Annotated in this window: 21 protein-coding genes and 12 tRNA genes; 3 read left to right on the plus strand and 30 right to left on the minus strand. The window is 31.5% G+C overall.

Annotated features, from left to right (window positions below; translation table 11 throughout):
• Positions 1-14: 14 nt before the first annotated feature.
• Together AC0N0V_RS23485 and AC0N0V_RS23490 are read right to left on the minus strand one after the other, a co-directional pair.
• Positions 15-1,091 carry an NAD(P)H-dependent flavin oxidoreductase gene (locus AC0N0V_RS23485; RefSeq protein WP_474461356.1) on the minus strand — a complete coding sequence of 359 codons (1,077 nt, stop codon included), beginning with the start codon at positions 1,089-1,091 and terminating at the stop codon, positions 15-17.
• A gap of 196 nt (positions 1,092-1,287) precedes the next feature.
• Complete coding sequence (locus AC0N0V_RS23490; protein ID WP_474461357.1) at positions 1,288-2,289, minus strand: M23 family metallopeptidase; 1,002 nt, start codon at positions 2,287-2,289, stop codon at positions 1,288-1,290.
• Positions 2,290-2,460: 171 nt separating this feature from the next.
• On the opposite strand from AC0N0V_RS23490, the gene AC0N0V_RS23495 reads away from it, so the two are divergent.
• On the plus strand, positions 2,461-3,450 hold the full coding sequence (locus AC0N0V_RS23495) for a DnaD domain protein (protein ID WP_474461358.1): 990 nt from the start codon (positions 2,461-2,463) through the stop codon (positions 3,448-3,450).
• On the plus strand, positions 3,447-4,430 hold the full coding sequence (locus AC0N0V_RS23500) for an ATP-binding protein (RefSeq protein ID WP_474461359.1): 984 nt from the start codon (positions 3,447-3,449) through the stop codon (positions 4,428-4,430). The genes AC0N0V_RS23495 and AC0N0V_RS23500 overlap by 4 nt, the downstream gene beginning before the upstream one ends.
• A gap of 217 nt (positions 4,431-4,647) precedes the next feature.
• Here the strand turns inward: AC0N0V_RS23500 and AC0N0V_RS23505 are convergent.
• From AC0N0V_RS23505 to AC0N0V_RS23570, 14 genes are all read right to left on the minus strand, one after another.
• A tRNA-Thr gene (locus AC0N0V_RS23505) sits at positions 4,648-4,723 on the minus strand.
• 9 nt (positions 4,724-4,732) lie between these two features.
• A tRNA-Asp gene (locus AC0N0V_RS23510) sits at positions 4,733-4,809 on the minus strand.
• Between the two features lie 20 nt (positions 4,810-4,829).
• Positions 4,830-4,905, minus strand: a tRNA-Val gene (locus AC0N0V_RS23515).
• An 8-nt stretch (positions 4,906-4,913) separates the two neighbouring features.
• A tRNA-Glu gene (locus AC0N0V_RS23520) sits at positions 4,914-4,988 on the minus strand.
• 15 nt (positions 4,989-5,003) lie between these two features.
• Positions 5,004-5,079: transfer RNA gene (locus AC0N0V_RS23525), tRNA-Thr, on the minus strand.
• A 9-nt stretch (positions 5,080-5,088) separates the two neighbouring features.
• A tRNA-Asp gene (locus AC0N0V_RS23530) sits at positions 5,089-5,165 on the minus strand.
• A gap of 20 nt (positions 5,166-5,185) precedes the next feature.
• A tRNA-Val gene (locus AC0N0V_RS23535) sits at positions 5,186-5,261 on the minus strand.
• Positions 5,262-5,269: 8 nt separating this feature from the next.
• Positions 5,270-5,344: transfer RNA gene (locus AC0N0V_RS23540), tRNA-Glu, on the minus strand.
• A 16-nt stretch (positions 5,345-5,360) separates the two neighbouring features.
• Positions 5,361-5,436, minus strand: a tRNA-Thr gene (locus tag AC0N0V_RS23545).
• A gap of 9 nt (positions 5,437-5,445) precedes the next feature.
• Positions 5,446-5,522, minus strand: a tRNA-Asp gene (locus tag AC0N0V_RS23550).
• Between the two features lie 20 nt (positions 5,523-5,542).
• Positions 5,543-5,618 (minus strand) — tRNA-Val (locus AC0N0V_RS23555).
• A gap of 8 nt (positions 5,619-5,626) precedes the next feature.
• Positions 5,627-5,701 (minus strand) — tRNA-Glu (locus AC0N0V_RS23560).
• A gap of 192 nt (positions 5,702-5,893) precedes the next feature.
• A complete protein-coding gene (locus tag AC0N0V_RS23565; protein WP_474461360.1) occupies positions 5,894-6,709 on the minus strand; it encodes a pyruvate, water dikinase regulatory protein in 816 nt (271 codons plus the stop codon).
• A gap of 75 nt (positions 6,710-6,784) precedes the next feature.
• Complete coding sequence (locus AC0N0V_RS23570; RefSeq protein ID WP_474461361.1) at positions 6,785-7,165, minus strand: CoA-binding protein; 381 nt, start codon at positions 7,163-7,165, stop codon at positions 6,785-6,787.
• 400 nt (positions 7,166-7,565) lie between these two features.
• On the opposite strand from AC0N0V_RS23570, the gene AC0N0V_RS23575 reads away from it, so the two are divergent.
• Positions 7,566-8,798: a BaiN/RdsA family NAD(P)/FAD-dependent oxidoreductase gene (locus AC0N0V_RS23575; protein WP_474461362.1), complete on the plus strand. Its 1,233-nt coding sequence runs from the start codon at positions 7,566-7,568 to the stop codon at positions 8,796-8,798.
• 27 nt (positions 8,799-8,825) lie between these two features.
• On the opposite strand, the gene AC0N0V_RS23580 is transcribed toward AC0N0V_RS23575, so the two are convergent.
• The 14 genes from AC0N0V_RS23580 to rpsF all read right to left on the minus strand — a co-directional run bounded on the left by AC0N0V_RS23580 (position 8,826) and on the right by rpsF (position 24,275).
• Positions 8,826-10,112, minus strand: coding sequence for an adenylosuccinate synthase (locus AC0N0V_RS23580; protein ID WP_474461364.1), 1,287 nt, complete (start codon positions 10,110-10,112; stop codon positions 8,826-8,828).
• A 109-nt stretch (positions 10,113-10,221) separates the two neighbouring features.
• Positions 10,222-11,598: an NAD(P)/FAD-dependent oxidoreductase gene (locus tag AC0N0V_RS23585; RefSeq protein ID WP_474461365.1), complete on the minus strand. Its 1,377-nt coding sequence runs from the start codon at positions 11,596-11,598 to the stop codon at positions 10,222-10,224.
• Positions 11,599-11,902: 304 nt separating this feature from the next.
• Positions 11,903-12,112 carry a DUF3006 domain-containing protein gene (locus AC0N0V_RS23590; protein WP_474461366.1) on the minus strand — a complete coding sequence of 70 codons (210 nt, stop codon included), beginning with the start codon at positions 12,110-12,112 and terminating at the stop codon, positions 11,903-11,905.
• Positions 12,113-12,166: 54 nt separating this feature from the next.
• Positions 12,167-13,786, minus strand: a complete 1,620-nt coding sequence (locus AC0N0V_RS23595) for a response regulator (RefSeq protein WP_474461367.1) — start codon at positions 13,784-13,786, stop codon at positions 12,167-12,169.
• Between the two features lie 163 nt (positions 13,787-13,949).
• Positions 13,950-15,686, minus strand: coding sequence for a phosphoenolpyruvate carboxykinase (locus tag AC0N0V_RS23600; RefSeq protein WP_474461368.1), 1,737 nt, complete (start codon positions 15,684-15,686; stop codon positions 13,950-13,952).
• Between the two features lie 185 nt (positions 15,687-15,871).
• A complete protein-coding gene (locus AC0N0V_RS23605) occupies positions 15,872-17,206 on the minus strand; it encodes a replicative DNA helicase (RefSeq protein WP_474461369.1) in 1,335 nt (444 codons plus the stop codon).
• A 25-nt stretch (positions 17,207-17,231) separates the two neighbouring features.
• Complete coding sequence (lonC, locus tag AC0N0V_RS23610) at positions 17,232-19,127, minus strand: Lon family ATP-dependent protease (protein ID WP_474461370.1); 1,896 nt, start codon at positions 19,125-19,127, stop codon at positions 17,232-17,234.
• A 12-nt stretch (positions 19,128-19,139) separates the two neighbouring features.
• A complete protein-coding gene (gene rplI, locus AC0N0V_RS23615) occupies positions 19,140-19,583 on the minus strand; it encodes a 50S ribosomal protein L9 (RefSeq protein WP_474461372.1) in 444 nt (147 codons plus the stop codon).
• On the minus strand, positions 19,583-21,568 hold the full coding sequence (locus AC0N0V_RS23620) for a DHH family phosphoesterase (protein ID WP_474461373.1): 1,986 nt from the start codon (positions 21,566-21,568) through the stop codon (positions 19,583-19,585). The genes rplI and AC0N0V_RS23620 overlap by 1 nt, the downstream gene beginning before the upstream one ends.
• Positions 21,569-21,583: 15 nt before the next feature.
• A complete protein-coding gene (locus AC0N0V_RS23625) occupies positions 21,584-22,576 on the minus strand; it encodes a YybS family protein (RefSeq protein ID WP_474461374.1) in 993 nt (330 codons plus the stop codon).
• Positions 22,577-22,587: 11 nt separating this feature from the next.
• Positions 22,588-22,905 (minus strand): MazG-like family protein, encoded by a 318-nt coding sequence (locus AC0N0V_RS23630; protein ID WP_474461375.1) that lies wholly within the window; start codon positions 22,903-22,905, stop codon positions 22,588-22,590.
• A 348-nt stretch (positions 22,906-23,253) separates the two neighbouring features.
• A complete protein-coding gene (rpsR, locus tag AC0N0V_RS23635) occupies positions 23,254-23,508 on the minus strand; it encodes a 30S ribosomal protein S18 (RefSeq protein ID WP_474461376.1) in 255 nt (84 codons plus the stop codon).
• 20 nt (positions 23,509-23,528) lie between these two features.
• Positions 23,529-23,975 carry a single-stranded DNA-binding protein gene (locus AC0N0V_RS23640; protein WP_474461377.1) on the minus strand — a complete coding sequence of 149 codons (447 nt, stop codon included), beginning with the start codon at positions 23,973-23,975 and terminating at the stop codon, positions 23,529-23,531.
• A 12-nt stretch (positions 23,976-23,987) separates the two neighbouring features.
• Positions 23,988-24,275, minus strand: coding sequence for a 30S ribosomal protein S6 (gene rpsF, locus AC0N0V_RS23645; protein ID WP_474461379.1), 288 nt, complete (start codon positions 24,273-24,275; stop codon positions 23,988-23,990).
• Positions 24,276-24,306 lie beyond the last annotated feature (31 nt).

Here is a 24,306-nt window from a genome sequence, read left to right on the forward strand (position 1 = left end):
TTAATAAAAGCTCTTTATTCATTATAAACCTTTTCTGCATCTGTAACTAATTCATTAATTAGTTCTTTTACAGTAACTATCTTATCTACTTTGTAACCACTACTTCCTGTGAAAATTAATCCCTCATCTAAGTTACCCTTAACAGCTTCAATTAAAGCTTTAGATATACAATAAGGGGTTTCCTTAGGATTACACTTCTTTATACAACTATAACACTTTTTAGGACTTATTCTTTCTTTTTCTACTTTTTTGATAAATTTATTTCTTATAGCTCTACCTGGTAGACCTACAGGGCTTTTTATAATACTTATATCTTCTTTATTTGAATTTATAAATGCCTCTTTATATTTCATGCTTGCATCACATTCTTCTGTTGCTATAAATCGAGTACCCATTTGAACCGCTGAAACTCCTAGTTCTAAAAACCTTGCAATATCTTCTCCTGTATAAATTCCACCTGCAGCTACTACTGGAATTTTCCTTTTATACTCTTCTTCAAAAGGCTTTAATACTTCAATTACTTCAGGCACAATCTCTTCTAAAGATTTTTTTTCTTCAGTAAGCTCTTCTAAATTAAATCCTAGATGACCGCCTGCTTCTGGACCTTCTATTACAACCATATCTGGAATTCTAGAATATTTCTTTGCCCACTGCTTTATAATAACCGTAGCTGCTCTTCCAGAGGAAACAATAGGAGCTATTTTAACGTTACTGCCCTCCACAAGTTTAGGTAAAGACAATGGAAGCCCTGCTCCAGAGATAATTATATCTATTTGTGCTTCAACACAAGCTTTTACCATTTCATCATAATTATTGATGGCAACCATAAGATTAACACCTAAAATACCTTTAGGGCTTATCTCTTTTGCCATTTTAATTTCCTTTTTTAACGCTCTAATATTCGCATCTTTAGTATTAGTTTCAAAATCTGGCTCTCTATAACCTATCTGAACTCCAGATATTACACCAATACCACCTTCATTTGCTACTGCTGATGAGAGTTTGTAACCTGATACTCCTACACCCATACCGCCTTGGATAATAGGTAAATCTGCTTTTAACTCCCCAATAATTAATGGAGGTAGTTTCATGTGATCGTCTCCTTTAAAATTATTTTTGATTATCAAATACTTTGATAATCAAAGTATATATTAAAAGTTTTTTACTGTCAACACATTATCCACCAAAATACATTTATGTAAAATATATTCCAGTCAATTAATAAGGAATATCCTAACTTTTAATATAATAAGTTAAGATATTCCTTGGGGTTTTTTGAACAATTAATTAATTTAAATATTTTAAAGGATTCTGAGGTATTCCATCGGCTCTAACTTCAAAGTGAACATGAGGTCCAGTACTATTACCCGTACTTCCCACTTCTCCAACCTTTTCACCACGATTTACAATTTGCCCCTTAATAACATCTATCTTATTACAGTGACCGTAAATAGTTTGTATTCCTGCACCATGATCTATTTTGATTACATTTCCATATCCTTCTTCCCAGCCAGCATAATATATCTTACCATTCATTGCAGCATAAATAGGATCCCCCATAGGTGAGCCAATATCTACTCCATTATGCATTCTACCCCATCTAACTCCAAATGCTGAAGTTATACTTCCTCTAGATGGAGTATACATTAGCTTTGATACAGATGCTGATCTAGAAAGACTTACGCTTTCTATTTTATTAACTTGATTTTCTTTATAAAAAGATATAAGTGGATATTTACTATCTGTACTTATAACTTTTACAGCGTCTTCCACGCTTTTTAACTTATCCAAATTAGCAAGTTGTTTAATGTAAGTTATATTATTTTTTAACTTAAAAGTTCCACTACTATCCTTTTGTTTATATGTACTCTTAACGCCGTCTAAAACCTTTTTCATTTCATCTTCACTGGCAAGAAAAGCTACTTCTTTACCATCAGATTTCATTAAGACTACTGGTACTTGAGTATTTGTATTATTTATAATACTTTTTTTTATCGTATTACTATCGCTTAGTCTAATAGGATTTATCCATAATAAATTATTAAACTTTACATTATCATTAAGAACAACTTTTCCAATTCTTTTTTCTAGATCCTTCTCTATACTTATTTTAGCATTATAGAACTCTTCTTTATCTTTAATATACGCTAAGTGTTTACCATTCAAGTAAACCTCATAAGCGTATGGATTGCTAAAATACAAAAATTGAACAACTACTATAATAGTAATAGTAATAGCTAAAATATTTCCTATTATTTTAGCTCTACAGCCAGATAACAAAATAATCAACCCTTTCTATTTGTTCAAGTTTTATGTCACTTCTTGATTTTTTCCCATAATGTAAGAATTATACATGCTTTAATAAACTTTTTTCATTGTTATACTTTTTTTATTTTGTTATAATTACTAAATGGAAGTTATTTTAAACATAAAACTTAATTGAAGGTAGGTTGTAACAATATGAGTACTTTTATATTTAAAAGTAAAGGTTCAAATTATACTCCGGTAAATAACATTTTTATAGATAAGTTCATGCCAAAAGCCCGGGGAGAATTCGTTAAGGTCTATCTTCTAGGGCTAAAATATTGCATTTCAGGAGAATTGGGAGTAAGTTCACAAATAATGGCAGGAGCATTACACCTATTAGAAACGGATGTAGTAAATGCCTGGAATTATTGGAGTGAAGAAAATGTTATTAGAATGATTCCTATTGATAACATGGGAAATTACAATATAGAATTCTTAGAATTATCTGATGTCCCTGAAGAAAGGGAAGAAAATATAAACTTATTAGAAGAATTAAATAAAAACTCAACTAAGGATATGCTACAAGATATAGAAAAATTACTAGGTAGACCGCTCTCTTCAAAGGAAATGACAATGTACATAGGCTGGTTAAAAGATTTTAACTTTTCACCTGAAATTATACTGCTCTTAATTCAATATTGTGCTTCAAAAGGCAAAACTGATTGTAGATATATAGAAAAGATAGCTATTTCATGGTTTGATTCTAAGATTAAGACCATAGATGATGCTCAGACATTTATAAAGAAACATGAAGATAAGTGGATTAAAATAAGAAAAATACTAAATTATCTAGGTATAAAAGATGCTGAAATAATGAAGCCACAAGAGGAAGTCCTAGAGAAATGGATAAGTACCTATAACTTTTCATTAGACCTTATATTTAAAGCTTGTGACATATGCTTCCAAAGGATTAATAAAGCAGACTTTAAGTACATAGATGGTATCCTTGCAAGTTGGTATAAAGATGAAATCAAGACTATCCAAGATGTTGATAAGAAGGATAATAAAAAACCTACTTATAATAATGGTTTTAAAAATAGTAACTCTGCTAAATCCTCAAATAGTACATTTAATAACTTTAAGCAAAGAGATTATGATTTTGATGACTTAAAAAAGAAATTGCTAGGGTGGGATAATAAATGATAAAAGGTTATAAATCCAAAATATCTAAGATTTATGAAAGCTTAAGAGAAACTGAAGAGAAATCGTTAAAAAAAAGAAGAGAAGAGATTCAATATAAAGTACCAGAAGTAATAAAAATAGAAGAAGAAATAGGAAGGTTATGCTTAAGATTATCAATGAGCGTATTAAGCAATTCTAATGATAGAGAGAAAAATCTAAAAGAATTAAAAGAAAAGATTACTGATTTAAGAATGAAAAAGTCTGAATTACTAGTAAGTCATAGATACCCTATAGACTATCTAGATATGCATTATAAGTGCTCTAAGTGTAATGATACAGGTTTTGTAGGCTCTCAAAAATGTACTTGTTATAAACAAAAACTAGTTCATTTATATTATGATAACTCTGACCTAAAAGATATATTAAATAAAAATAATTTTGATAACTTTAATCTAGAACTTTATTCTTATCATAAAACTGGTAATGAACCAATAAGTCCTAGAAAAAATATAGAAGAAATAGCCTCAAAGTCATGGAAATTCATTCAAGGCTTTCCTGGATCTCATGAAAACTTATTATTTTTGGGCAATCCCGGAACTGGAAAGACTTTTTTATCCAATTGTATTGCAAAGGAGCTTTTAGATAGAGGTTACTTGGTAGTATATAGAACAGCTGAAGCCTTAATTCATGATTTAAAACATATAAGATTCAATAACGATGAAACTTCAGAAGACTTATTGTTAAATTGTGACTTGCTTATAATAGATGACTTAGGGTCAGAACAGATAACGGACTTTTCCAAAACTGAACTATTTAACTTATTAAATAGAAGACTCCTGAAGAGAAATAAAATGTTAATATCCACAAATTATGATTTAGAAGACTTACTTAAAATATATTCTGAAAGAATTTCCTCACGTCTACTTGGTGAATTTATATTATGTAATTTTTTTGGTGAAGATATTAGAATACATCAAAACATCAAAAATCAAAGATATTAAAATAAAAAGATATCCACATAGTAAAAGATACCCACACAACTCTTATTATGTGGATATCTTTTTATTTTATAGTAAACTTTTTAACATAAACAGATAAAATTAATCCACAGTGTGAATAGTTCTATGTAAACTTCCTTAAAGTATCAACAGTAAGTTAGTATCATTAAAATAAAAGTAAAAAATAAAAAAGCTACACAATTTACATTGTGCAGCTTTCTGGTGCTGGCAGCAAGAATCGAACTCGCGACCTACTGATTACAAGTCAGTTGCTCTACCTGCTGAGCTATGCCAGCATACTTTTATGGCGACCCAGAAGGGACTCGAACCCTCGACCTCCGGCGTGACAGGCCGGCACTCTAACCAACTGAGCCACTGGGCCATATTAATTTTTTATTTTATTGGTGGGCACAACAGGGATCGAACCTGTGACCCCCTGCTTGTAAGGCAGGTGCTCTCCCAGCTGAGCTATGCGCCCGTTTTTTATGGTGACCCCTAGGGGAATCGAACCCCTGTTACCACCGTGAAAGGGTGGTGTCTTGACCGCTTGACCAAGGGGCCATGCTTATTATTTTTTGGTGCTGGCAGCAAGAATCGAACTCGCGACCTACTGATTACAAGTCAGTTGCTCTACCTGCTGAGCTATGCCAGCATACTTTTATGGCGACCCAGAAGGGACTCGAACCCTCGACCTCCGGCGTGACAGGCCGGCACTCTAACCAACTGAGCCACTGGGCCATATTATTTTTTTATTTTATTGGTGGGCACAACAGGGATCGAACCTGTGACCCCCTGCTTGTAAGGCAGGTGCTCTCCCAGCTGAGCTATGCGCCCGTTTTTTATGGTGACCCCTAGGGGAATCGAACCCCTGTTACCACCGTGAAAGGGTGGTGTCTTGACCGCTTGACCAAGGGGCCATGCTTATTATTTTTTTGGTGCTGGCAGCAAGAATCGAACTCGCGACCTACTGATTACAAGTCAGTTGCTCTACCTGCTGAGCTATGCCAGCATACTTTTATGGCGACCCAGAAGGGACTCGAACCCTCGACCTCCGGCGTGACAGGCCGGCACTCTAACCAACTGAGCCACTGGGCCATATTGTTTTTTTATTTTATTGGTGGGCACAACAGGGATCGAACCTGTGACCCCCTGCTTGTAAGGCAGGTGCTCTCCCAGCTGAGCTATGCGCCCGTTTTTTATGGTGACCCCTAGGGGAATCGAACCCCTGTTACCACCGTGAAAGGGTGGTGTCTTGACCGCTTGACCAAGGGGCCATAAATTATTTATAGTTTTTTCTCAGTTCGACTTAACCGCCCTGACATAGAACATAATACAAGATATTCACTAAAGTGTCAACAACTTTTTATTACTTTTTTTTATTATTTTTTTAATTATTTCTAAAAGCCTTGAATTACAAGGCTTTTAGAAGATAAAAAAATTTATTATTTTATTTCTTAAAAATGTTTTTAGTAAGATCTAGGCCCCATATACCCTATATGATCCATTATTATTAATGCTGTATCTTCTATTGCTCTTCTCGTTACATCTATAACTTTACAGTTTAATCTCCTCATGAGTCTATCAGCAAACTCTAACTCTTGTAATACTCTTTCAGCATTAGCATATTGAATTTCTTTTGAAAGCATTGCAAATTTATCTAATCTATGTTTTCTTATTTCAATAAGCTGCATAGGATCTATAGTAAGTCCCACAATTTTTCTTCTATCAATTTCATATAGAGCCTCTGGTATAGGTACTTCCGGCATAACTGGTATATTCAATGCTTTTATTCCCTTATTAGCTAGATACATACAGATAGGGGTTTTAGATGTCCTCGAAAGTCCTACTAATACTACATCTGCATGTTTTATACCTGAATGATCTTTACTATCATCGTATTGAATCGCAAACTCCATTGCCTCGATTTTCTTGAAATAATCTGAGTCAATTCCCCAAACGGCTCCTGGTCTATAGTCAGGCATCTTATTTAGTATTCTTGAAGCTACACTTATGCAAGGTCCTAAAACATTTGTTATATGGATTCCTGTCTCTATACATCTTTGAACTAAAAACTCTCTGACATCCACAAGAACTATAGTAGATATTATCATTATATTTTCCCTATCTTCAAGAGTATTCATAAAATCATTAACGTCCTCAAAACTCTTAACATAAGGTATTCTTTGTATCTCTATCTTTTCACAAAATTGACTTGCTGTTGCTCTAGCTACTTGTTCTGCGGTTTCTCCTATAGAATCTGATACAGCATATATTTTTAACATTAGTATTCCCCCTTCAGCCAGTCTAGTAACTCAGGCTTGACTATTTCCCCTATTTAAACCTTGAATAACAGGTATTTATCTAGAATTATAGCTTGAAAGTTCCACAAGAGCACAACCTTGTATAGCTGTAATTCCCTTTTCTTTACATAATGTTAATATATCACTACTTTCGGCTCCTGGCTGTATCAAAACCTTACTAATTCCTAATTCACTTGCTTCCTCTATTAACTTTATGCCAGTTATTGGATTTATACATAAATCTATAACATCAATTTTATAAGGTACTGTCTTAAGTTCCTTAAAGGCGTTTCCAGTAGTATCTCTTGGGTTAACTCCCGATACATTAAAACTAGCATCTTGTAAAGCATTAAGTATTCTGTATGCATATTTTCCTTGATTGAGTATATCTCCAACAACTACCCAATTTTTATAATTTAATAATTCTGATGCTTCCATAAACCTATTACCCCTTTCAAGTTTTAATAAAAAATTCTATACTTTAATTAAGTAATACATACTCTATTATATACTAAATTAAAGGTAAATATAAGAAATGCGTCTTATGAAGTCTTAGAAATATATGATAATATAAAGTGAAACTTTAATCAGATGGGGTTTTAACCCCACCTGATTCTTAGTTGAACGAATCCAGGGACGTAGCCGCTCTTTACTCCCTCTTGGAGAAGAGGGAGTATTAGAGCGAATAGTCATCGGATAAAAGTTGCTAGACTTTTGGTTAATACTAAATTTATATATGATAACTCTAAAATAAAATTCTTAAAATTTATAGATTTAATTTAAAAGGTTTTTCGGGTAAAATATTATAGAATAATTTAATCGCAAGGAGTTGTTATCTTTGTTTCATGAACTAATAATAATTGGCGGTGGAGCCTCTGGTATTATGGCAGCAATCACCGCAAAAGATATAGGAAAAGATGTTGCCATACTAGAGGGAAATAGTAGAATAGGAATTAAAATATTAACTACTGGAAATGGTCGTTGCAATATAACTAACCAAAACATTAACTATTCACGATATCACAGTAAGAGCCCTAACTTTTTTGAATATACATTGGATAAATTTAACTTACAAAATACAATAGACTTTTTTTATTCGCTAGGTCTTCCACTAACTACACTTGATGGTGATAAAATGTTCCCCTTATCTCTTCAGGCGTCTTCTGCACTTGATATATTCAGAATGTCTTTAGAGGATCGTAATATTCCACTTTATTTTAATTCAAAAGTAAAAGACATAAAATATTCTACAAAAGGATTTAAAATGACTACAGAATCTGGAGATATTTATGAAAGCAAGAAACTAATACTCTGCTGTGGGGGTAAATCAGCACCTAATACAGGCTCAGATGGATCAGGATTGAGCTTAGCTAAACAACTAGGCCATAGTATAGTAAACCCTGTTCCTGCCCTTGTACAGCTCAAATTAGCGTATAATCATCTAAAGGCTCTATCAGGAGTAAAATTTAATGGCTTTGCTCAAATATTAGTTAACGGAACACTTCAGCGAAAAGAATTTGGAGAAATATTATTTACAGATTACGGTATATCTGGGCCCCCTATACTTCAATTAAGTCGTATCGCTTCTTATGCTCTATTTGAAGGTAAAAAGGTAACTCTGTCTATTGATATGATGCCTGAATTAGATAAAGATGGTTTAATAGAATTTCTAGAAAATCACTGGGGATTATTTAGCTATAGAAGTGTTTTTAATTCATTTATAGGTATTATTAATAAGAAAGTTATCCCAGTAATCTTAAAAGAAGCATCGATAGAAAACATACACAAACCATGTTCTGATTTGTCTTGGTCTGAAAAACAAAAAATATATGAATTGCTTAAAAGTTGGAGCTTTTCAGTAAGTGATACTAACTCTTTTAAGAATTCACAAGTTACTGCCGGTGGCATAAATACAGAAGAAGTAAATCCACAAACATTAGAGTCTAAAATAGTTAAAAATTTATACTTTTCTGGCGAAATATTAGATGTAGACGGAGACTGTGGAGGCTTTAATCTTCAATGGGCTTGGAGCTCAGGATTTATTACTGGAAAAAGTGCTGCTGAAAATTAATATCAGCAGCACTCATTATATTAAAATCTAAATATCTGAGATTTTCATAGTTTGATCTCTTCTTGGTCCAACAGATACTATAGATACTTTTGTATCAGTGAACTCCTCAATCTTCTTTAAATATATCTTTGCATTTTCAGGAAGTTCTTCGTAGCTTCTTGCACTTGCTATACTTTCGTCCCAACCATCAAATTCCTCATAAATCGGTTCACACTTAGCCAAATCTTCAAGACTTGCTGGAACATAATCTATAATTTGCTCATTAAACTTATAACCTGTGCATACTTTTATCTTTTTCATTCCTGCTAAAGTATCTATTTTAGTTACAGCAAAACTTGTAAGTCCTGAAATTCTAGCTGCACTCTTAAGTATTACTAAATCTAGCCATCCACATCTTCTTGCTCTTCCTGTAGTTACTCCATATTCGTGACCTTTTTCTCTTAACCATTCACCTGTTTCCTCAAGTAATTCTGTAGGAAATGGTCCTTTTCCAACTCTTGTAGTATAAGCTTTAGCAATTCCTACAGCATTTGTTATCATTGTAGGACCTATTCCAACACCATTAGACACTCCACCTGCAATAGTATTTGATGATGTTACATAAGGATATGTTCCGTAGTCAATATCTAAAAGAGTTCCTTGTGCTCCTTCAAATAGAACATTTTTACCTGCTTTAATATTCTCATATACTTTAACAGAAATATCTTTTACAAATGGTCTCATTCTTTCAGCATAAGCTAAATATTCATCATATATTGATTGAAACTCTAAGGCTTCTCCATTAAACACCTTAGTAATTATAGAGTTCTTAATTTCTACATTATCTCTTAATTTTTCTTCAAATACATTTGTATGCATAAGATCGCAAATTCTTATACCGCTTCTCTCCATCTTATCTGTATAGCAAGGTCCTATTCCCTTACCTGTTGTTCCTATATCTTTCTTGCCTCTTGCCTTTTCTTTTATTCCATCAAGAACCTTGTGGTAAGGCATTATAAGATGCGCTCTGTCACTTATTATCAAGTTTTCTGGAGTAACTTCAACTCCAAGATTTGTTAAATAATCTATTTCTTCAAACAATGCTTTCGGATCAACAACTACTCCATTACCTATCACATTTAACTTTTCTTTATAAAGTATTCCTGAAGGAATTAAATGAAGCTTATATTGTTTATCTCCAACTTCAACAGTGTGTCCTGCGTTATTCCCACCTTGAAACCTAACTACTACATCTGCATCTTCTGCAAGATAATCTGTCATTTTTCCTTTTCCTTCATCTCCCCATTGTGCTCCTAATACAATAAATGCTGACATAAAATTTCCTCCTCTTAATTACCTGGCTATAATATACTAATATAGTATTATCCATTATATTTACTATAAATACCTAAACAATAACATTATTAACTCTTTGATAAATAACTTATTCATCTATCTCATTAGCAAGAATTCTCGCTAAGTAGACTCCACTTGCCGACGCTTGTGAAAGAGAATGCGTAACTCCTGATCCATCTCCTAAAGCGTATAATCCTTTAATACTTGTTTCTAAATTATTATTAACTTCTACCTTAGAATTGTAAAACTTAACTTCTACACCATATAGCAAAGTATCCTCATTAGCAGTACCTGGTGCAATATTATTTAAAGCATAAATCATTTCTATAATACCATCTAATTGTCTTTTTGGAATTACGAGACTTAAATCTCCTGGTGTCGCTTTCAAAGTTGGTATTGTAAAGCTCTTAGCCATTCTACGTTCATTAGTTCTTCTACCATTAACTAAATCTCCAAATCTTTGAACTAAGACTCCTCCACCAAGCATATTACTTAGTCTTGCAATAGATTCTCCATATTCATTACTATCTCTAAATGGTTCAGTAAAATGATTAGACACAAGTAATGCAAAATTCGTATTATTTGTATGTAGTGAAGGGTCTGAATAACTATGACCATTTACTGTTATTATACCATTAGTATTCTCACTTACAACTTCTCCATGTGGATTCATACAGAACGTTCTTACCATATCATTATATTTCTTTGTTTTATAAACAATTTTACTTTCATATACTTCTCTAGTTATATGTTCAAATACTTCTGCTGGTAGTTCCACACGAACGCCTATATCAACTCTATTACTCTCTGTTTTGATTCCCATTTTACTGCAAATGTTTGAAATCCATTTTGAACCTGAACGCCCAGTAGCTAATATTAAATTTTTACATTGAAATGTATCTTTACTAGTAATTACTGAAAACTCTTCATTAATCTTATCAATATCAACTACTTCTGTATTAAATATCATTTCTATCTTATCACTTAAATACTTATAAATGTTAGACAAAATCACCAAATTCCTATCTGTACCTAAATGCCTAACCTTCGCATCTAGTAGATGTAAATCATATTGTAACGCTCTACTTTTTAGTTGGGAATTTGCAGTAGAGTAAAGCTTAGCTTCTGCTCCTCCCATATCACATAGCACTTCATCTACATAATTCATTAAATTTATTGCTTCTTCTTTTCCAACATATTTATGAAGTTCACCACCAAAGTTATTCGTTATATTATATTTTCCATCTGAGAGACTTCCAGCACCCCCATATCCATTCATAATATTGCAAACAGAACAGTGAATACAGGATTTTATTTTTTCTCCATCTATAGGACATACTCTTTTCTCAAGACTATTTCCTTTCTCTATCATTAATATCTTTACATTAGGATTTATCTTAACAAACTCATAAGCAGTAAAAATTCCGCTAGCACCTGCCCCAACAATTATTAGATCATATTTCATAAGTAGCCTCCTTTATAAAGATTAGAAAAACGAACATTATACTGTGCACTCAATCGTTACCCTATCTCTTAATATCTTGATATGAATCTATATTTGTATCAAACATAAATCTACTACTTTATGGTATCAAAACTAGATGTTCAAGTCAATAATAATACGAATATTTATTTATTATATTAAGTTAAGATTCGTAAATTTACATTGTAAGACGATTTAGTTTCTTAAAATTAAAGTTTTAAAATAGAACTTACAAAAAGAGCTATCTTAAAATGGGAATCAATTCCCACTTTAAGATAGCCTCCTTTTATTTCCACATGTTTTCTGTTAATATATCTGTGCATCTTTTCCTTTTTATTGTTTCTTCGAAATTTATGGTTATGTTGCTATCTATATTTAGCACATCCCCTTCTTTAGCCTGCAAAGGGATTCTTTCTCTATCAATATTAATCATCTTATTACTTTCCAATTCAACAATGGCAATACTACCTTCAAACCTATCAATAACTCCAATCATAATATACCCTCATTTCAGTAAACTATCGCTTTAAATAAAATATATATCACTTAATTATAGGAGATACAAGAATAGTGAACCCCCATCTATACTATTTATAGTACTAGTTTTACTTTCGCTAATATCAGCTTCCTTAATTACACCATAAACTGTTTGAAGCAGTTCTTCTGCATTAAAAGGTTTGGATACATAATCATCCATCCCTGCTTCTAGAATCTTCTCTTTATCTCCTTTTAAAGCATATGCGGTAAGCGCAATAATTGGCGTATGCCTATTCTTATTATGTTCAAACTTTCTTATTAATTTAGTAGCCTGTACTCCATCCATTATTGGCATCTGTATATCCATAAGTATTAAATCATATTTCTTGTTTTCCAATATATTTATAGCTTCTTGTCCATTATTAGTTATATCACATATATGGCCATACTTTTTGAATAAATTATATAGTACTATTTGACTAGCTTTATCATCTTCAACAATTAAAATATTTAATCTTCTATTTAACTTTAATGGTAGCATATTTTTATTTTTTCTTTCTGCTACATCTAGTGAACTATATTTTTTTCCTTTTTCTAAAAATATATTAAAATTGACCGAGGTTCCAACTTCCTTTTTACTCTTTATTTCTATTTTTCCATCCATCATTTCTACAAGTCCTTTACAAATAGAAAGCCCTAACCCAGTTCCATTACTTTTTTTACTATAACTTTTATTAAATCCCTTAAATAATTTAGATATATCCTTCTTATCTATTCCTATTCCAGTATCTTTTATACACATTTTTAAATTAATTTTTTTATCAATTTCTTCTCCCTTTTCAATAATTAAAGATATAGTTCCATACCTTGTAAATTTCATCGAATTATCGATAAGGTTGTCTAGTATTTGCTTTACTTTCATAGAGTCTCCTATAAGTAGCTCTGGAATAGACTCATCTATCTTTGCTTTAAAATCTATCTTATTTTCTAATGCTCTTAGGCTATTCACTCTTATAATTTCATTTATCATTTCTTTAAAATCAAATTCCACTTTATCTATAGTTAGATTCTCCAACTGAATCTTGGAAAACTCTAGTATACTATTTACTGTATTTAGTAATTTCATTCCACTAGATTTTACTAAACTAAGATTTTCTTTCTGTTCTAAAGTTAGATCTGTCATAAGAGTTAGGTCTGTCATACCAATTATACCATTAATTGAAGTTCTTATTTCATGACTAACACTTCCTAAAAACTTGTTTTTATTTAGATTACTATTTTCTATATCACTTTTTTCTTTTTTTAATTTTTCTTCTAATAACTTATGTTTAGTGAAATCATTTAAAAATAGTATACTTCCAGCATATAAGTTTTCTTCATCAAGCATAGTTTTAATATTAAATTCAAAATATCTTGAGCCAGCTTCTGTTAAAATCTCTGTCTCAAAATATATTTCCATATCATTATTATATTTGTTTGCTTCTATTTTTTCTATTATCCCCTTAAGCTGACTTTTTAAATCGATATTACCAAATAACGAAAGTGCTTTTCTATTCAATTTGTGTATTCCATTATGTTTGTCCAACATTATTATAGGACAAGGTACTTGATCAAATAAACTTATATTATTATGATTGTACTCTACTTTTTCATTAGAAAATAGCTCATTTCCTTTACTCTCCTTAATTGACAACTATAGTCCCCCCACACCTATCTAAGCATTTATTTAACTCTATCTTATCAAACATACTATCCCTATTGTTTTTAATTATAATACAGTTAAAAAAAAACTCAACACATTTATCAGAAATTTAACAAACTTTGTTCTAATAAATGTATTAAGTCTTTAGCTAAATCTACATATTTTTGATTTCCTCTAACAATCTTAATGCGGCTTTTTTAGGTCCTTCTTTTTCTTTCCCCTCTATCCCTAGATAAGTTCTAAGTTGGCCAACCTTTACTCCTGAATAAAAAAATTCTCTAAAATACATTGATAAAAGCTTATCTGTATCTTGTATTCTCTGCATTGGTCCAAATGGATTGGAAAAATATGTTTTTACAAGACCGTCTTCACTGGTAGTTCCTTTTGCCATCCTTGCCCCTTCTCTAAATACACTTATTGCAATATCCTCATTGTCAAAAAACTCTAATTCCTCTCCTTCTTCATAATTGTTTGCGTATAAAAACATATCTATAGGATATCCTTTCATAATCTCTTTATAAGTTGCTACTGGTATAATAAGTCTAGCATTTATTTTATCTGGATTCATAAATATACTTCTATCTATTTGTCTAAATGCATACCCAGTATCAAGATCATCTAATCTAACAAATGCCCCTATTTCGGTGCCATAACCTAGTGGTTTGCTACTTTTATCTAATTTTATAACACCCATATCATCAAAAACTATAGTAGTATCCGTTATATAATTTCCTGCTAATTGCCTAAATGCCTCTAAACTTTCCGATTTCCCAGCTCCACTATCTCCAACTATAACTATATTAGCTGTTTTTCCATCCTTTGTTACAACATTAATCATAGCTCCATGTATAGGTAAATATCCCTGTTTTATCATAATAAGATTATGAAGTGTAAGTGTCATTTTTTTCATATAACCAAAATAATCTATACATTCATTATAATTTACATATCCAAGCATTATGTTATTTTCCTGATCATCAAAAAAGATAGTTTTTATTTTCTTTTCTTTGTCCCTAACACCAAACACATAAACTATATCTGGCTTTTTCCCTCCATATTCTTCTTCGCTAGCCATCTCAAATAAGTTACAAAGGCTTACTCCATGAGCCATAAAATCTCTGTGGAAATATATATAAGCTAGTAAACTTCCTATTTTAGCAGGAAAACAAAACCAATGGTCTACATTTACAGAACTATTTACTAATGGATTAGTAATACATTCATTAAATATTCCATCTCTTTTATTTTTCTTTGGATAAATTATAAAGGGTGGATCTAAAAGTATTGATTGAATAAACGGAATATCTTTTAAGCATAAGTAATCCTGAGGATATTCCCATGGTACATAGCTTAATATTAAGCCTGCGTTGCCGCCAACAGGAAGCTGCCTATAGACTTTAGGACTCACCCCTATAACATTTTCTTCTATGGCTCTGTATGTATCTAAGATTAGTTTACATAGTTCATTATTTGCATCAATAAAACTAGCACTTTGTAATCCTTCTCCAATCTTATTATTTTGAACTACAGTATATCTCTCCAATCTTCTCCAAAAATTATATAAGTCTTCGATAAAAGAAATAAATTTATCTTTATCACCTAAAAGCTTATCATATTTTAAATTAAGTCTTTGTATTTCCTCTACATTTAAAACCATAAGAAGCTTAAATAATTCAGTAATACTTTTTATCTTTTCTTCAGTATCTTTTCCACCTATACTTTGTTCTATATACTTATATATATTGGATTCCTTTTTCTTTACTTTAAGCAAATATGTCCTTAGTATCGTTTTAAAACCATAACTACTCAGCAGCTTATCTGCTGAATTACAATACTTTGCAGTAAAATTAATCATAGCCTTACCATTACTTAAAGAAAATTCTTTTTGCATTGACATACCTCCAATAACACCGCTACTAAAACTAATATTATTTTAAATTCTCCGTCAGCATAAATTACAGTCTTAAAGACCCTACGTCTTTAACTATTATATGCTGATAATTGGTTATCTTGATAAAAATAAAAAAAGAACACAAACTTTTAATATCCTTAATATTAAAAGCTTGCGTTCTTTTTTTATTCTTGATGTATAACATCTAAATTACCAAACTTACTGAATTGTCCAAGCCAAGCTAGCTTTACTGTTCCTGTAGGACCATTTCTCTGCTTAGCAATTATACATTCTCCTACATTTTTTTCTTCTGTTTCTTTATCATAATATTCATCTCTATATAAGAACATAACAAGGTCAGCATCCTGCTCAATAGATCCTGACTCTCTTAAGTCTGAAAGCATTGGTCTATGATCTGTTCTCTGCTCTGGCGCACGAGATAACTGAGAAAGTGCAATAACTGGGCACTCCATTTCCTTAGCTAGTGCTTTAATAGATCTGGATATCTCAGATACCTCTTGTTGTCTACTTTCAGATCCTTTTCCACCTGACATAAGCTGAAGGTAGTCAATCATTATCATATCTATTCCGTGCTCCATCTTTAATCTTCTACACTTAGATCTCATTTCCATTACTGTGATTCCAGCTGTATCATCTATAAATATTTTAGCAGCCGCAAGAGGACCTGAAGCCTTTGCTATATTCTCCCAATCCTTATCATCTAGATTACCAGTCCTAAGTCTTAACATATCTACATGAGCTTGTGAACACAAGAGTTTATATGCTAATTGTTCCTTTGACATTTCTAGTGAAAAAATAGCCACACTTTTTCCTGACCTTAATGCTGCATTCTCAGCTATATTTAAAGCAAATGTTGTTTTTCCCATAGAGGGTCTTGCTGCAATAAGTACCATATCTCCCCTCTGAAACCCTGATGTTTTTGCATCAAGTTCTCTAAATCCTGAAGGTACCCCAGTAGTTTGACCTTTATTATTAAAAAGTCTTTCTATTTCTAGAAATCCTCTTTCAAGAACAGCACTCATTGATTCAAAATCTGCTGTGTTTGTATTGTTAGATATGTTAAATATTTCCTTTTCCGCTAAATCAATAGTTGCTAATACGTCATCTTGATTATTATAACTTTGTTCAATGATTTTAGTTGAAGACCTTATAAGTTTTCTAAGAATGGCTTTATCCTTAACTATTTTTACATAAGATTGTATGTTAACAGTTGAAAATACCGAACCACCTAATTCGCTTATATATGTTATTCCTCCTGCAGAGTCCAATAAATCCTTAGATTTTAAATTCTCTGTAATAGTTATTATATCTACCCCTATATCCTTTTGATATAACTCCAATATACAACTAAATATAATCTTATGTGCATCTTTATAAAAATCCTCTGGTTGTAAAACTTCCATAGCCTCGGCTATGGAAGTTTTGTCTACAAGCATTGAACCAATTACACTTTGTTCTGCCTCTATACTATGCGGCATACTCCTAAGAGGTGCATCCATCTGTCATCTCTCCTTAGTAATAACTTTAAAATACTAGTTCCATTAGTTCATCTATATCTTTAACAGCTTTAACTTCTATATCTTCTAATCCTGTGGGAACTTCTTTTGAGTTATCCTCAGGTATTATTACAAGTTTTACTCCTTTTCTTCTTGCACCATATATCTTCTCAAAAATACCTCCAACCGGTTTAACTTTCCCTCTTAAGGAAATCTCTCCAGTTATAGCTACATCTTGCCTTATTGGCTTGTTTAAAAGCGCACTTATAATACACACAGTAATAGCTGCACCAGCTGAAGGGCCATCAATTCTCCCTCCACCTATTATATTTACATGTATATCATAATCACTCATATCTTTATCTGTTATTTTTCTAATAACAGATGCAGCATTAAATACAGAGTCTTTAGCCATACTTCCAGCGGTATCATTAAATCTAACAGTACCTCTACCTTTTTCTTTTGCTTCAAAAACTGCTGTTTCTATTTCCAATGTAGAACCGATATATCCACTTACCCCTAAGCCATATATATGTCCAATATCGCAGCTTGACTCTTTATTAACCACCTCAAAAGGTATCAATCGACTTATAGATATAACTTGTTTTAAGTCTTCTATTGTTATTTTTATCTTGTTTTCTAGCACTACAGCTTCTCTAGTATAAAGAACATATCCATAAACATCTGCTAATATACTAACTGCTTTTCTTCCTTCTATTGTATATCTACTTATAAGCTCAGATACGCCATTTTCAAGTTCTATATTTAACTTTTTAGCTGCATTTTGTACTATTTGTTGTATATCTATTGAAGTTAATGGCTCGAAATAAACTTCCGTGCATCTTGACCTTAAAGCAGGATTAATTTCACTTGGTTCTCTAGTTGTTGCACCAATAAGAACAAAATCAGCAGGAGCCCCATTTTCAAATAGATATTTAATATACTTTGGAGTATTTTCATCATCTGGATCATAATAAGAAGATGAAAACTCTACCCTTTTATCTTCAAGTACCTTTAGTAATTTATTTTGTAACATTTCGTCTAATTCACCAATCTCATCAATGAAAAGGACCCCTCCATGTGCTTCAGTGACAAGTCCAAGTTTCGGCTCTGGTACCCCTGTTTCAGCTAAATCACGTTTTGTTCCCTGGTAAATTGGATCATGTACTGATCCGAGTAGTGGATTTGTAATTTCTCTCGGATCCCATCTTAATGTGGTTCCATCAACCTCTACAAATTTAGCATCCTTATTAAATGGAGTATGCTTTAATTTTTTAACCTCTTCTAATGCAAGTCTTGCTGCTGTTGTTTTTCCAACTCCAGGTGGCCCATACAAAATAATATGTTGAGGATATGGTGATGCTATTTTTGATAAAATGGATTTTATAGCTCTTTCCTGTCCAACTATTTCAGAAAAAGATTCAGGTCTTAAAAGTCCCTGAATACTGTTATTTAAGTTTTTAGAATCAAGAACCTCTAGCTGAGCATACTTTTTTAAAGTCTTTGCATTTTCAGGTCCTTTTTGCTTTTTTAGTATACTTAATCTAACTTCATCCATATACTTATCTTGCTTTTCCATTAGATTCTTTTCAACTTCTGTTTCAATCTTGTTCTTAACGTACTTTTTCGCTAGTACTTCTGATATCCAGTTATTTGTGTCCTCTAATGCTTCATAAACATTTGATTCATCTGGTATAGTATTTAATCCTTTTCCATCGCTTATTATCTTATTAAGCGCATATATTCTCTTGAATATATCCTTGCTTTTTATATAATTTTGCAGTTTATATTTTACTGTTCTTGATCTTACAGTTCCCTCATCTATAACCTTATTCAAAATTTCATATAAAACACTTACTTGAGTATCAATAGGTATAGTATTGATTAGCTCTTTCTCTAGTCCATCTACAAATTGTGATTTCACACAGTTTCCCCCTTATTTTTCTTCGATCACCACTTTAACCTTTGTGGAGATCTCTGGATATAATTTTATCTCTACTTCATATGTTCCAAGCTGTCTTATAATATCTATTACTATCTTCTTTTTATCAATTTTTAAATTAAACTTTTTATTTAATTCATCTGCTATGTCTTTACCAGTTATTGAACCAAATAATCTACCATTTTCTCCTGACTTAACAGTAAGCTTTATTTCTTTTCCTTTAAGACTTTCAGCAAGCTTTTGAGCTGCTTCTATTTCAGCAAGCTTTTGTCTTCTTTCAGCCTCTTTTTTATTATTTAAAACATGTAGATTCGCATCTGTTGCTTCTTGTGCAAGCCCCCTTGGAAATAAATAGTTTCTTGCATAACCATCTGAAGTGTTTACCAAATCTCCTTTTTTTCCTAGTGATTTTACGTCTTTTAATAATATAACCTTCATTACTCTTCACCTTCCATGATATATTTGCCTATGGCATCTTTTAGCTTTTCTAAAGCTTTATCTATTGTAATTAATTTTAACTTTGCTCCTGCCATAGTCATATGCCCTCCTCCACCTAAGGATTCAAGTATTAGTTGAACATTTACATCACCAAGCGACCTTCCACTAATAAAAATCTCTTCTTTTATTTTAACAAAAACAAAAGACGCTTGAATACCTGTAATATTTAGCAACTCATCCGCTGCCTGTGCAGCTAATACAGTATCTTCTATTTCCTCTGGGCATACTGCTATAGCAATGTTATTAAATACCTTAACTGTCTTAATAATCTCAGCTCTTTTTAGATAGTTATCTAAATCATCTGCAAAAAATTTCTTTACATCTACAGTATCGGCTCCAAGCCTTCTTAAAAAAGAGGCTGCCTCAAAAGTTCTTACTCCGGTTTTAAAACAAAAATGTTTTGTATCAATAAAAATACCGGCAAGAAGTGCTTCTGCTTCTATAGGTTTAACTTTTGGCTTCTCAATCATATACTGAAGCATCTCTGTAACTAATTCAGATGTAGATGATGCATATGGTTCTATATAACTTAAAAGTGAACCATCTATAAAATCTGCAGATTTTCTATGATGATCTATTATAACTATTTTTTTAAATTTATCTACTACATTAGTATTTTGAACATATCCCCTACTATGAACATCGACTAAAATAAGGAGACTATCCTCATCAGATTCTTCTATAGATTCTTTATTATTTATAAATACGCCTTCATAGTCTTCTTCACTTTTAATCTTTTCTAAAATGGGTTTTACACTATTATTAGTGGGATCAAATATTATAAAACATTCTTTTTCTAAAAGTCTGACTGCCCTATTTAACCCAACGGCTGCTCCTAAACAATCAATATCTGAGTTTATGTGACCCATTATAAATACTTTATTACTTTCATTTATTAGATCTACCAGAGCATGAGCTACAACTCGTGCTCTAACCTTAGTTCTCTTTTCAACTTCCTTAGTCTTTCCACCATAAAATAGAAGCTTATCTTTATTTTTAACAATAGCCTGATCTCCGCCTCGTCCAAGAGCTAATTCTTTAGCTGACACTGCATAACTCTCATTTTCTAAAGGATTTTCTCCCCCTCTACCTACTCCTATACTCAAAGTTACTGCCAACTTATTACCCATGTTTATTTCTCTTATAATGTCTAGTATATCAAATTTTTTTTCCAATTCCTTTTCAATATACTTATTCTGCACAGATAACACATACTTATTTTCGTCATACTTTCTAATCATAGCATTTAAACTTTGAGCGTAACTATTAATATTTCTTTCTATTTCAGCTATTATTAATGGCCTTTTATCTTCATCAATTGTTTTTACTACATCATCAAAATTATCAACTTCTACAAGCATTACAGTTTCCTTATTTGATTCTATATTATCAACTATTTGGAACATATCTGTAACGTCATAAAAATAAAGTAGAAGTAACTTATCATTAATATTTTCAGATGTGTCTACAATATTGGTATATATATCGTAATATCTTCCTCTAAGTTTAGAGTATCTAAATACACTTTGTTTTCCTTCTAATACTTGTTTTAAATTAAATTCCTTAACCATACCACGTATGTTTTTACCTAATACATCTTCGTCTTTTAATTTTGATAGAAAGTTTTGGTTATACCAAAGTATCTCTCCTTCAGCACTAACTATGACTAATGGAAATGGAAGCTTTACAAGTGTTGTTCTTGTTGCATTATCTAACTTAGAAGAAAACTCCTCCACAAACTTTTCCCATTGATTCTTTTTTAATTTGGTATTCTTTGTGTTATAAACTACAAGTAATCCATATAGACTTATACAGACTATCCCTATCATCAAATGCCCATAAATTATTAGTAAAAAGATAAGAAGTGCTATAATTATCATATACATTCTATTACTTGTCATAAAGTAATCGTATTTATTATCCATTTAATAAGCCTCCAGTTATTCCTTTATAGGCTTTCTTCTATATGGGTCAAGCTTTCTAAAATCAAATAACATATCTGCAAAACCTGCATATAAATAGATTATTGAAAGCTGAGAAGTTGATGTAAAAATTAATATAAAAGCAATAACTACTTTTGACATATTAAATCTATTCTTTAAGTAGTATGCTGCTAATGCTAAACCATCTAACAATACTATGAGTTCTAGTATAATCTGTGAAGAATTAGTTATATATTCTCCTGCAGGAAGCTTACTCTTGTTAAGAAGTAACCCTATTATGAGACATAAAACTATAAGTGTTCCAATTCTTGTATTAATATATAATTGATTAAATGGTTTTATTTCCTTCATATTATATTTTAATTTTTTTAATATAGATTTTGTTATAACATAGTTTAAATATGCTGATGCAAATGAAACCATCACTAACATCGCTGGCATAAGTCTTAATATAAAGTTAGGTGTAAAAATCTCAAAGGACTTTTCTATAGGTGCAAATTGCTCGTTTGTCACTCCTAATTTTCCATATATGTCCTTACTCATTTCTATTGATTCATGCATTACTTTTAAATTTGAATTTATGAATCCCATAATTCCTGTTTTATCCACCAAGTTTGCATAAATCGTAAAATTTATACTTATTGCAATAGCTGATGCAAGTGCTAAAAATAATATGGTAATTCCTACTTCCTTATCATTTTTTATGCAATAACCAAGTGTTACTCCAGTAGCCCCAAATAAGATAGACGCTGTTAAAGCCGATAAAGGATTATATAACATAGCTATTAGTATAGCACTTACCAAAACTGCTCCTAATGTTACCTTATGATTATGCCTTATGTAAAGTACAGTTATAGGAACAGGTAATATAAACGTACCGAGAGTTGAAAAAATTGGTACATATACATTAAGTAGCATTATAATTACAATAAGTGCTGATATCAAGCCTGCTTCTATTACTGCTCTTGTATTGTAAATTCTATTTTGCATTCTTACCTCCGCTATTCTCTTTCTTTGAGATGATTATATAACTTACTTAGATCTTTGCCTTCTTTCTCTATTTTATCTTCTTCAACAATTCCAATTTTTAACCTTTTCTTCATATTCTCATCTACTGCAGCATGAGAATATCCAAGCCTTTCTCCTAATAAATATAGTATAATTATTGCCGCGGAAATACAGTCTAGTATGGCTTCTTGTGCAACGTTACTTCCCCTAGTAAGAAGTCTAAAAAAATCTCCAATTAAACAGAGAAGCTCTGCTTTTAATTCTTCTATTATTTTAACATTATACATAATATTAAAGTCATCTCTCTTCATCTAACACATCCCCCTTAAATATATAATTATATTTTATTTATTTTTATGTATTTCTGCAATAAACTAATATTTAAATATAATCATAATTAATACATAATCTTATTATACATAAATTCTTACATAATATTAAACTAATTTATTAAAATTTCCCACAATTAAAGGCGATGAATTTAATAATATCCCAAATATTAACTAGTATCAACCTTAATCTCATTTATAATTATTGCATAAAGCTTAATTTTTCAAACATACTTTTAATATCTAGTACGTTAATTACAAAAGTTATTTTTTCATTTGAAATAAAATAAAAAGCTGAAGAATATCCAACGTTTATTCTCCAGCTTTTATTTACTCAGTTGTAAATGGTAATAACGCTATGTTTCTTGCTCTCTTTATAGCATCAGTAACCGATCTTTGATGCTTAGCACAAGCACCGGAAATTCTTCTTGGAAGAATCTTTCCTCTTTCAGTAACATATTTTCTTAATTTATTTATATCTTTGTAATCTATAAATTCAACTTTATCCATACAAAAAGCACAAACTTTTTTTCTTGCTCTTCTCATCTTAGCTGAATTTCTTCTTCCGCCTTCTCTATCTGCCATGCTTTTCCCTCCTTACCTTTTTAGAATGGGATATCTCCATCATCTACTGGAGTTATATCCTGTCCATATGCTTCTTCATTAAAACCTTGAGTTCTTACAAATTCTTCAGAATGATTTTCGTTAAATGATGATCCTACAGCCTTATTTCCACTTCCCCATTCAAGGAATTGAACTTCTTCTGCAATAATCTCAGTAACGTATCTTTTAGTGCCGTCTTTAGCATCATAGCTTCTTGTTTGAATTCTACCGCTAATACCTATAAGCTTTCCTTTGCTCATATAGTTTGCTGTAGATTCAGCCTGTTTTCCCCATACTACTATAGGAATAAAATCGGCTTCTTTCTGTCCGTCTTTAGAAAATCTTCTATCAACGGCTACAGTAAAGGTGGCAACAGCTGTACCAGACCCCGGAGTAAATTTCAACTCTGGATCCTTGGTTAATCTTCCGATTATAACAACTTTATTCAATTAAAACACCACCTAATTTTCATTCTTAACTATTATGTGTCTTACAACAGCATCTGATATTCTGAAAACTCTGTCTAACTCTTTTGGTAATTCAGGGTTAGCAGTAAAGTTTACTAGAGTATAATATCCTTCGTTAACTTTGTTTATTTCATAAGCAAGTTTTCTCTTGCCCCAAAAATCAACGTTTTCGATTACTCCTCCACCATTTTCTATTACGCCCTTAAACTTTTCAACGTTAGCTTTAAAAGCTTCTTCGTCTAATGATGGGTGTAATATGAATATAGTTTCATATTTTCTCATTAGATTTCACCTCCTCCCCTTGGACTAACGG

It is taken from the genome of Clostridium sp. CS1-1 (assembly GCF_056135525.1).

Coding starts and splice junctions, on each gene's coding strand:
- AC0N0V_RS23570 (WP_474461361.1), bottom strand. CDS start 7,165: ATGGAAGCATCAGAATTATTAAATTATAAAAATTGGGTAGTTGTTGGA.
- AC0N0V_RS23585 (WP_474461365.1), bottom strand. CDS start 11,598: ATGAAATATGATCTAATAATTGTTGGGGCAGGTGCTAGCGGAATTTTT.
- rpsR (WP_474461376.1), bottom strand. CDS start 23,508: ATGGCAGATAGAGAAGGCGGAAGAAGAAATTCAGCTAAGATGAGAAGA.
- AC0N0V_RS23630 (WP_474461375.1), bottom strand. CDS start 22,905: ATGAAGAGAGATGACTTTAATATTATGTATAATGTTAAAATAATAGAA.
- rpsF (WP_474461379.1), bottom strand. CDS start 24,275: ATGAGAAAATATGAAACTATATTCATATTACACCCATCATTAGACGAA.
- AC0N0V_RS23500 (WP_474461359.1), top strand. CDS start 3,447: ATGATAAAAGGTTATAAATCCAAAATATCTAAGATTTATGAAAGCTTA.
- AC0N0V_RS23620 (WP_474461373.1), bottom strand. CDS start 21,568: ATGGATAATAAATACGATTACTTTATGACAAGTAATAGAATGTATATG.
- AC0N0V_RS23485 (WP_474461356.1), bottom strand. CDS start 1,091: ATGAAACTACCTCCATTAATTATTGGGGAGTTAAAAGCAGATTTACCT.
- AC0N0V_RS23590 (WP_474461366.1), bottom strand. CDS start 12,112: ATGATTGGAGTTATTGATAGGTTTGAAGGTAGTATTGCCATTGTTGAA.
- AC0N0V_RS23600 (WP_474461368.1), bottom strand. CDS start 15,686: ATGCAAAAAGAATTTTCTTTAAGTAATGGTAAGGCTATGATTAATTTT.
- AC0N0V_RS23495 (WP_474461358.1), top strand. CDS start 2,461: ATGAGTACTTTTATATTTAAAAGTAAAGGTTCAAATTATACTCCGGTA.
- AC0N0V_RS23580 (WP_474461364.1), bottom strand. CDS start 10,112: ATGTCAGCATTTATTGTATTAGGAGCACAATGGGGAGATGAAGGAAAA.
- AC0N0V_RS23605 (WP_474461369.1), bottom strand. CDS start 17,206: ATGGATGCACCTCTTAGGAGTATGCCGCATAGTATAGAGGCAGAACAA.
- AC0N0V_RS23565 (WP_474461360.1), bottom strand. CDS start 6,709: ATGTTAAAAATATATGCTGTATCAGATTCTATAGGAGAAACCGCAGAA.
- rplI (WP_474461372.1), bottom strand. CDS start 19,583: ATGAAGGTTATATTATTAAAAGACGTAAAATCACTAGGAAAAAAAGGA.
- AC0N0V_RS23625 (WP_474461374.1), bottom strand. CDS start 22,576: ATGCAAAATAGAATTTACAATACAAGAGCAGTAATAGAAGCAGGCTTG.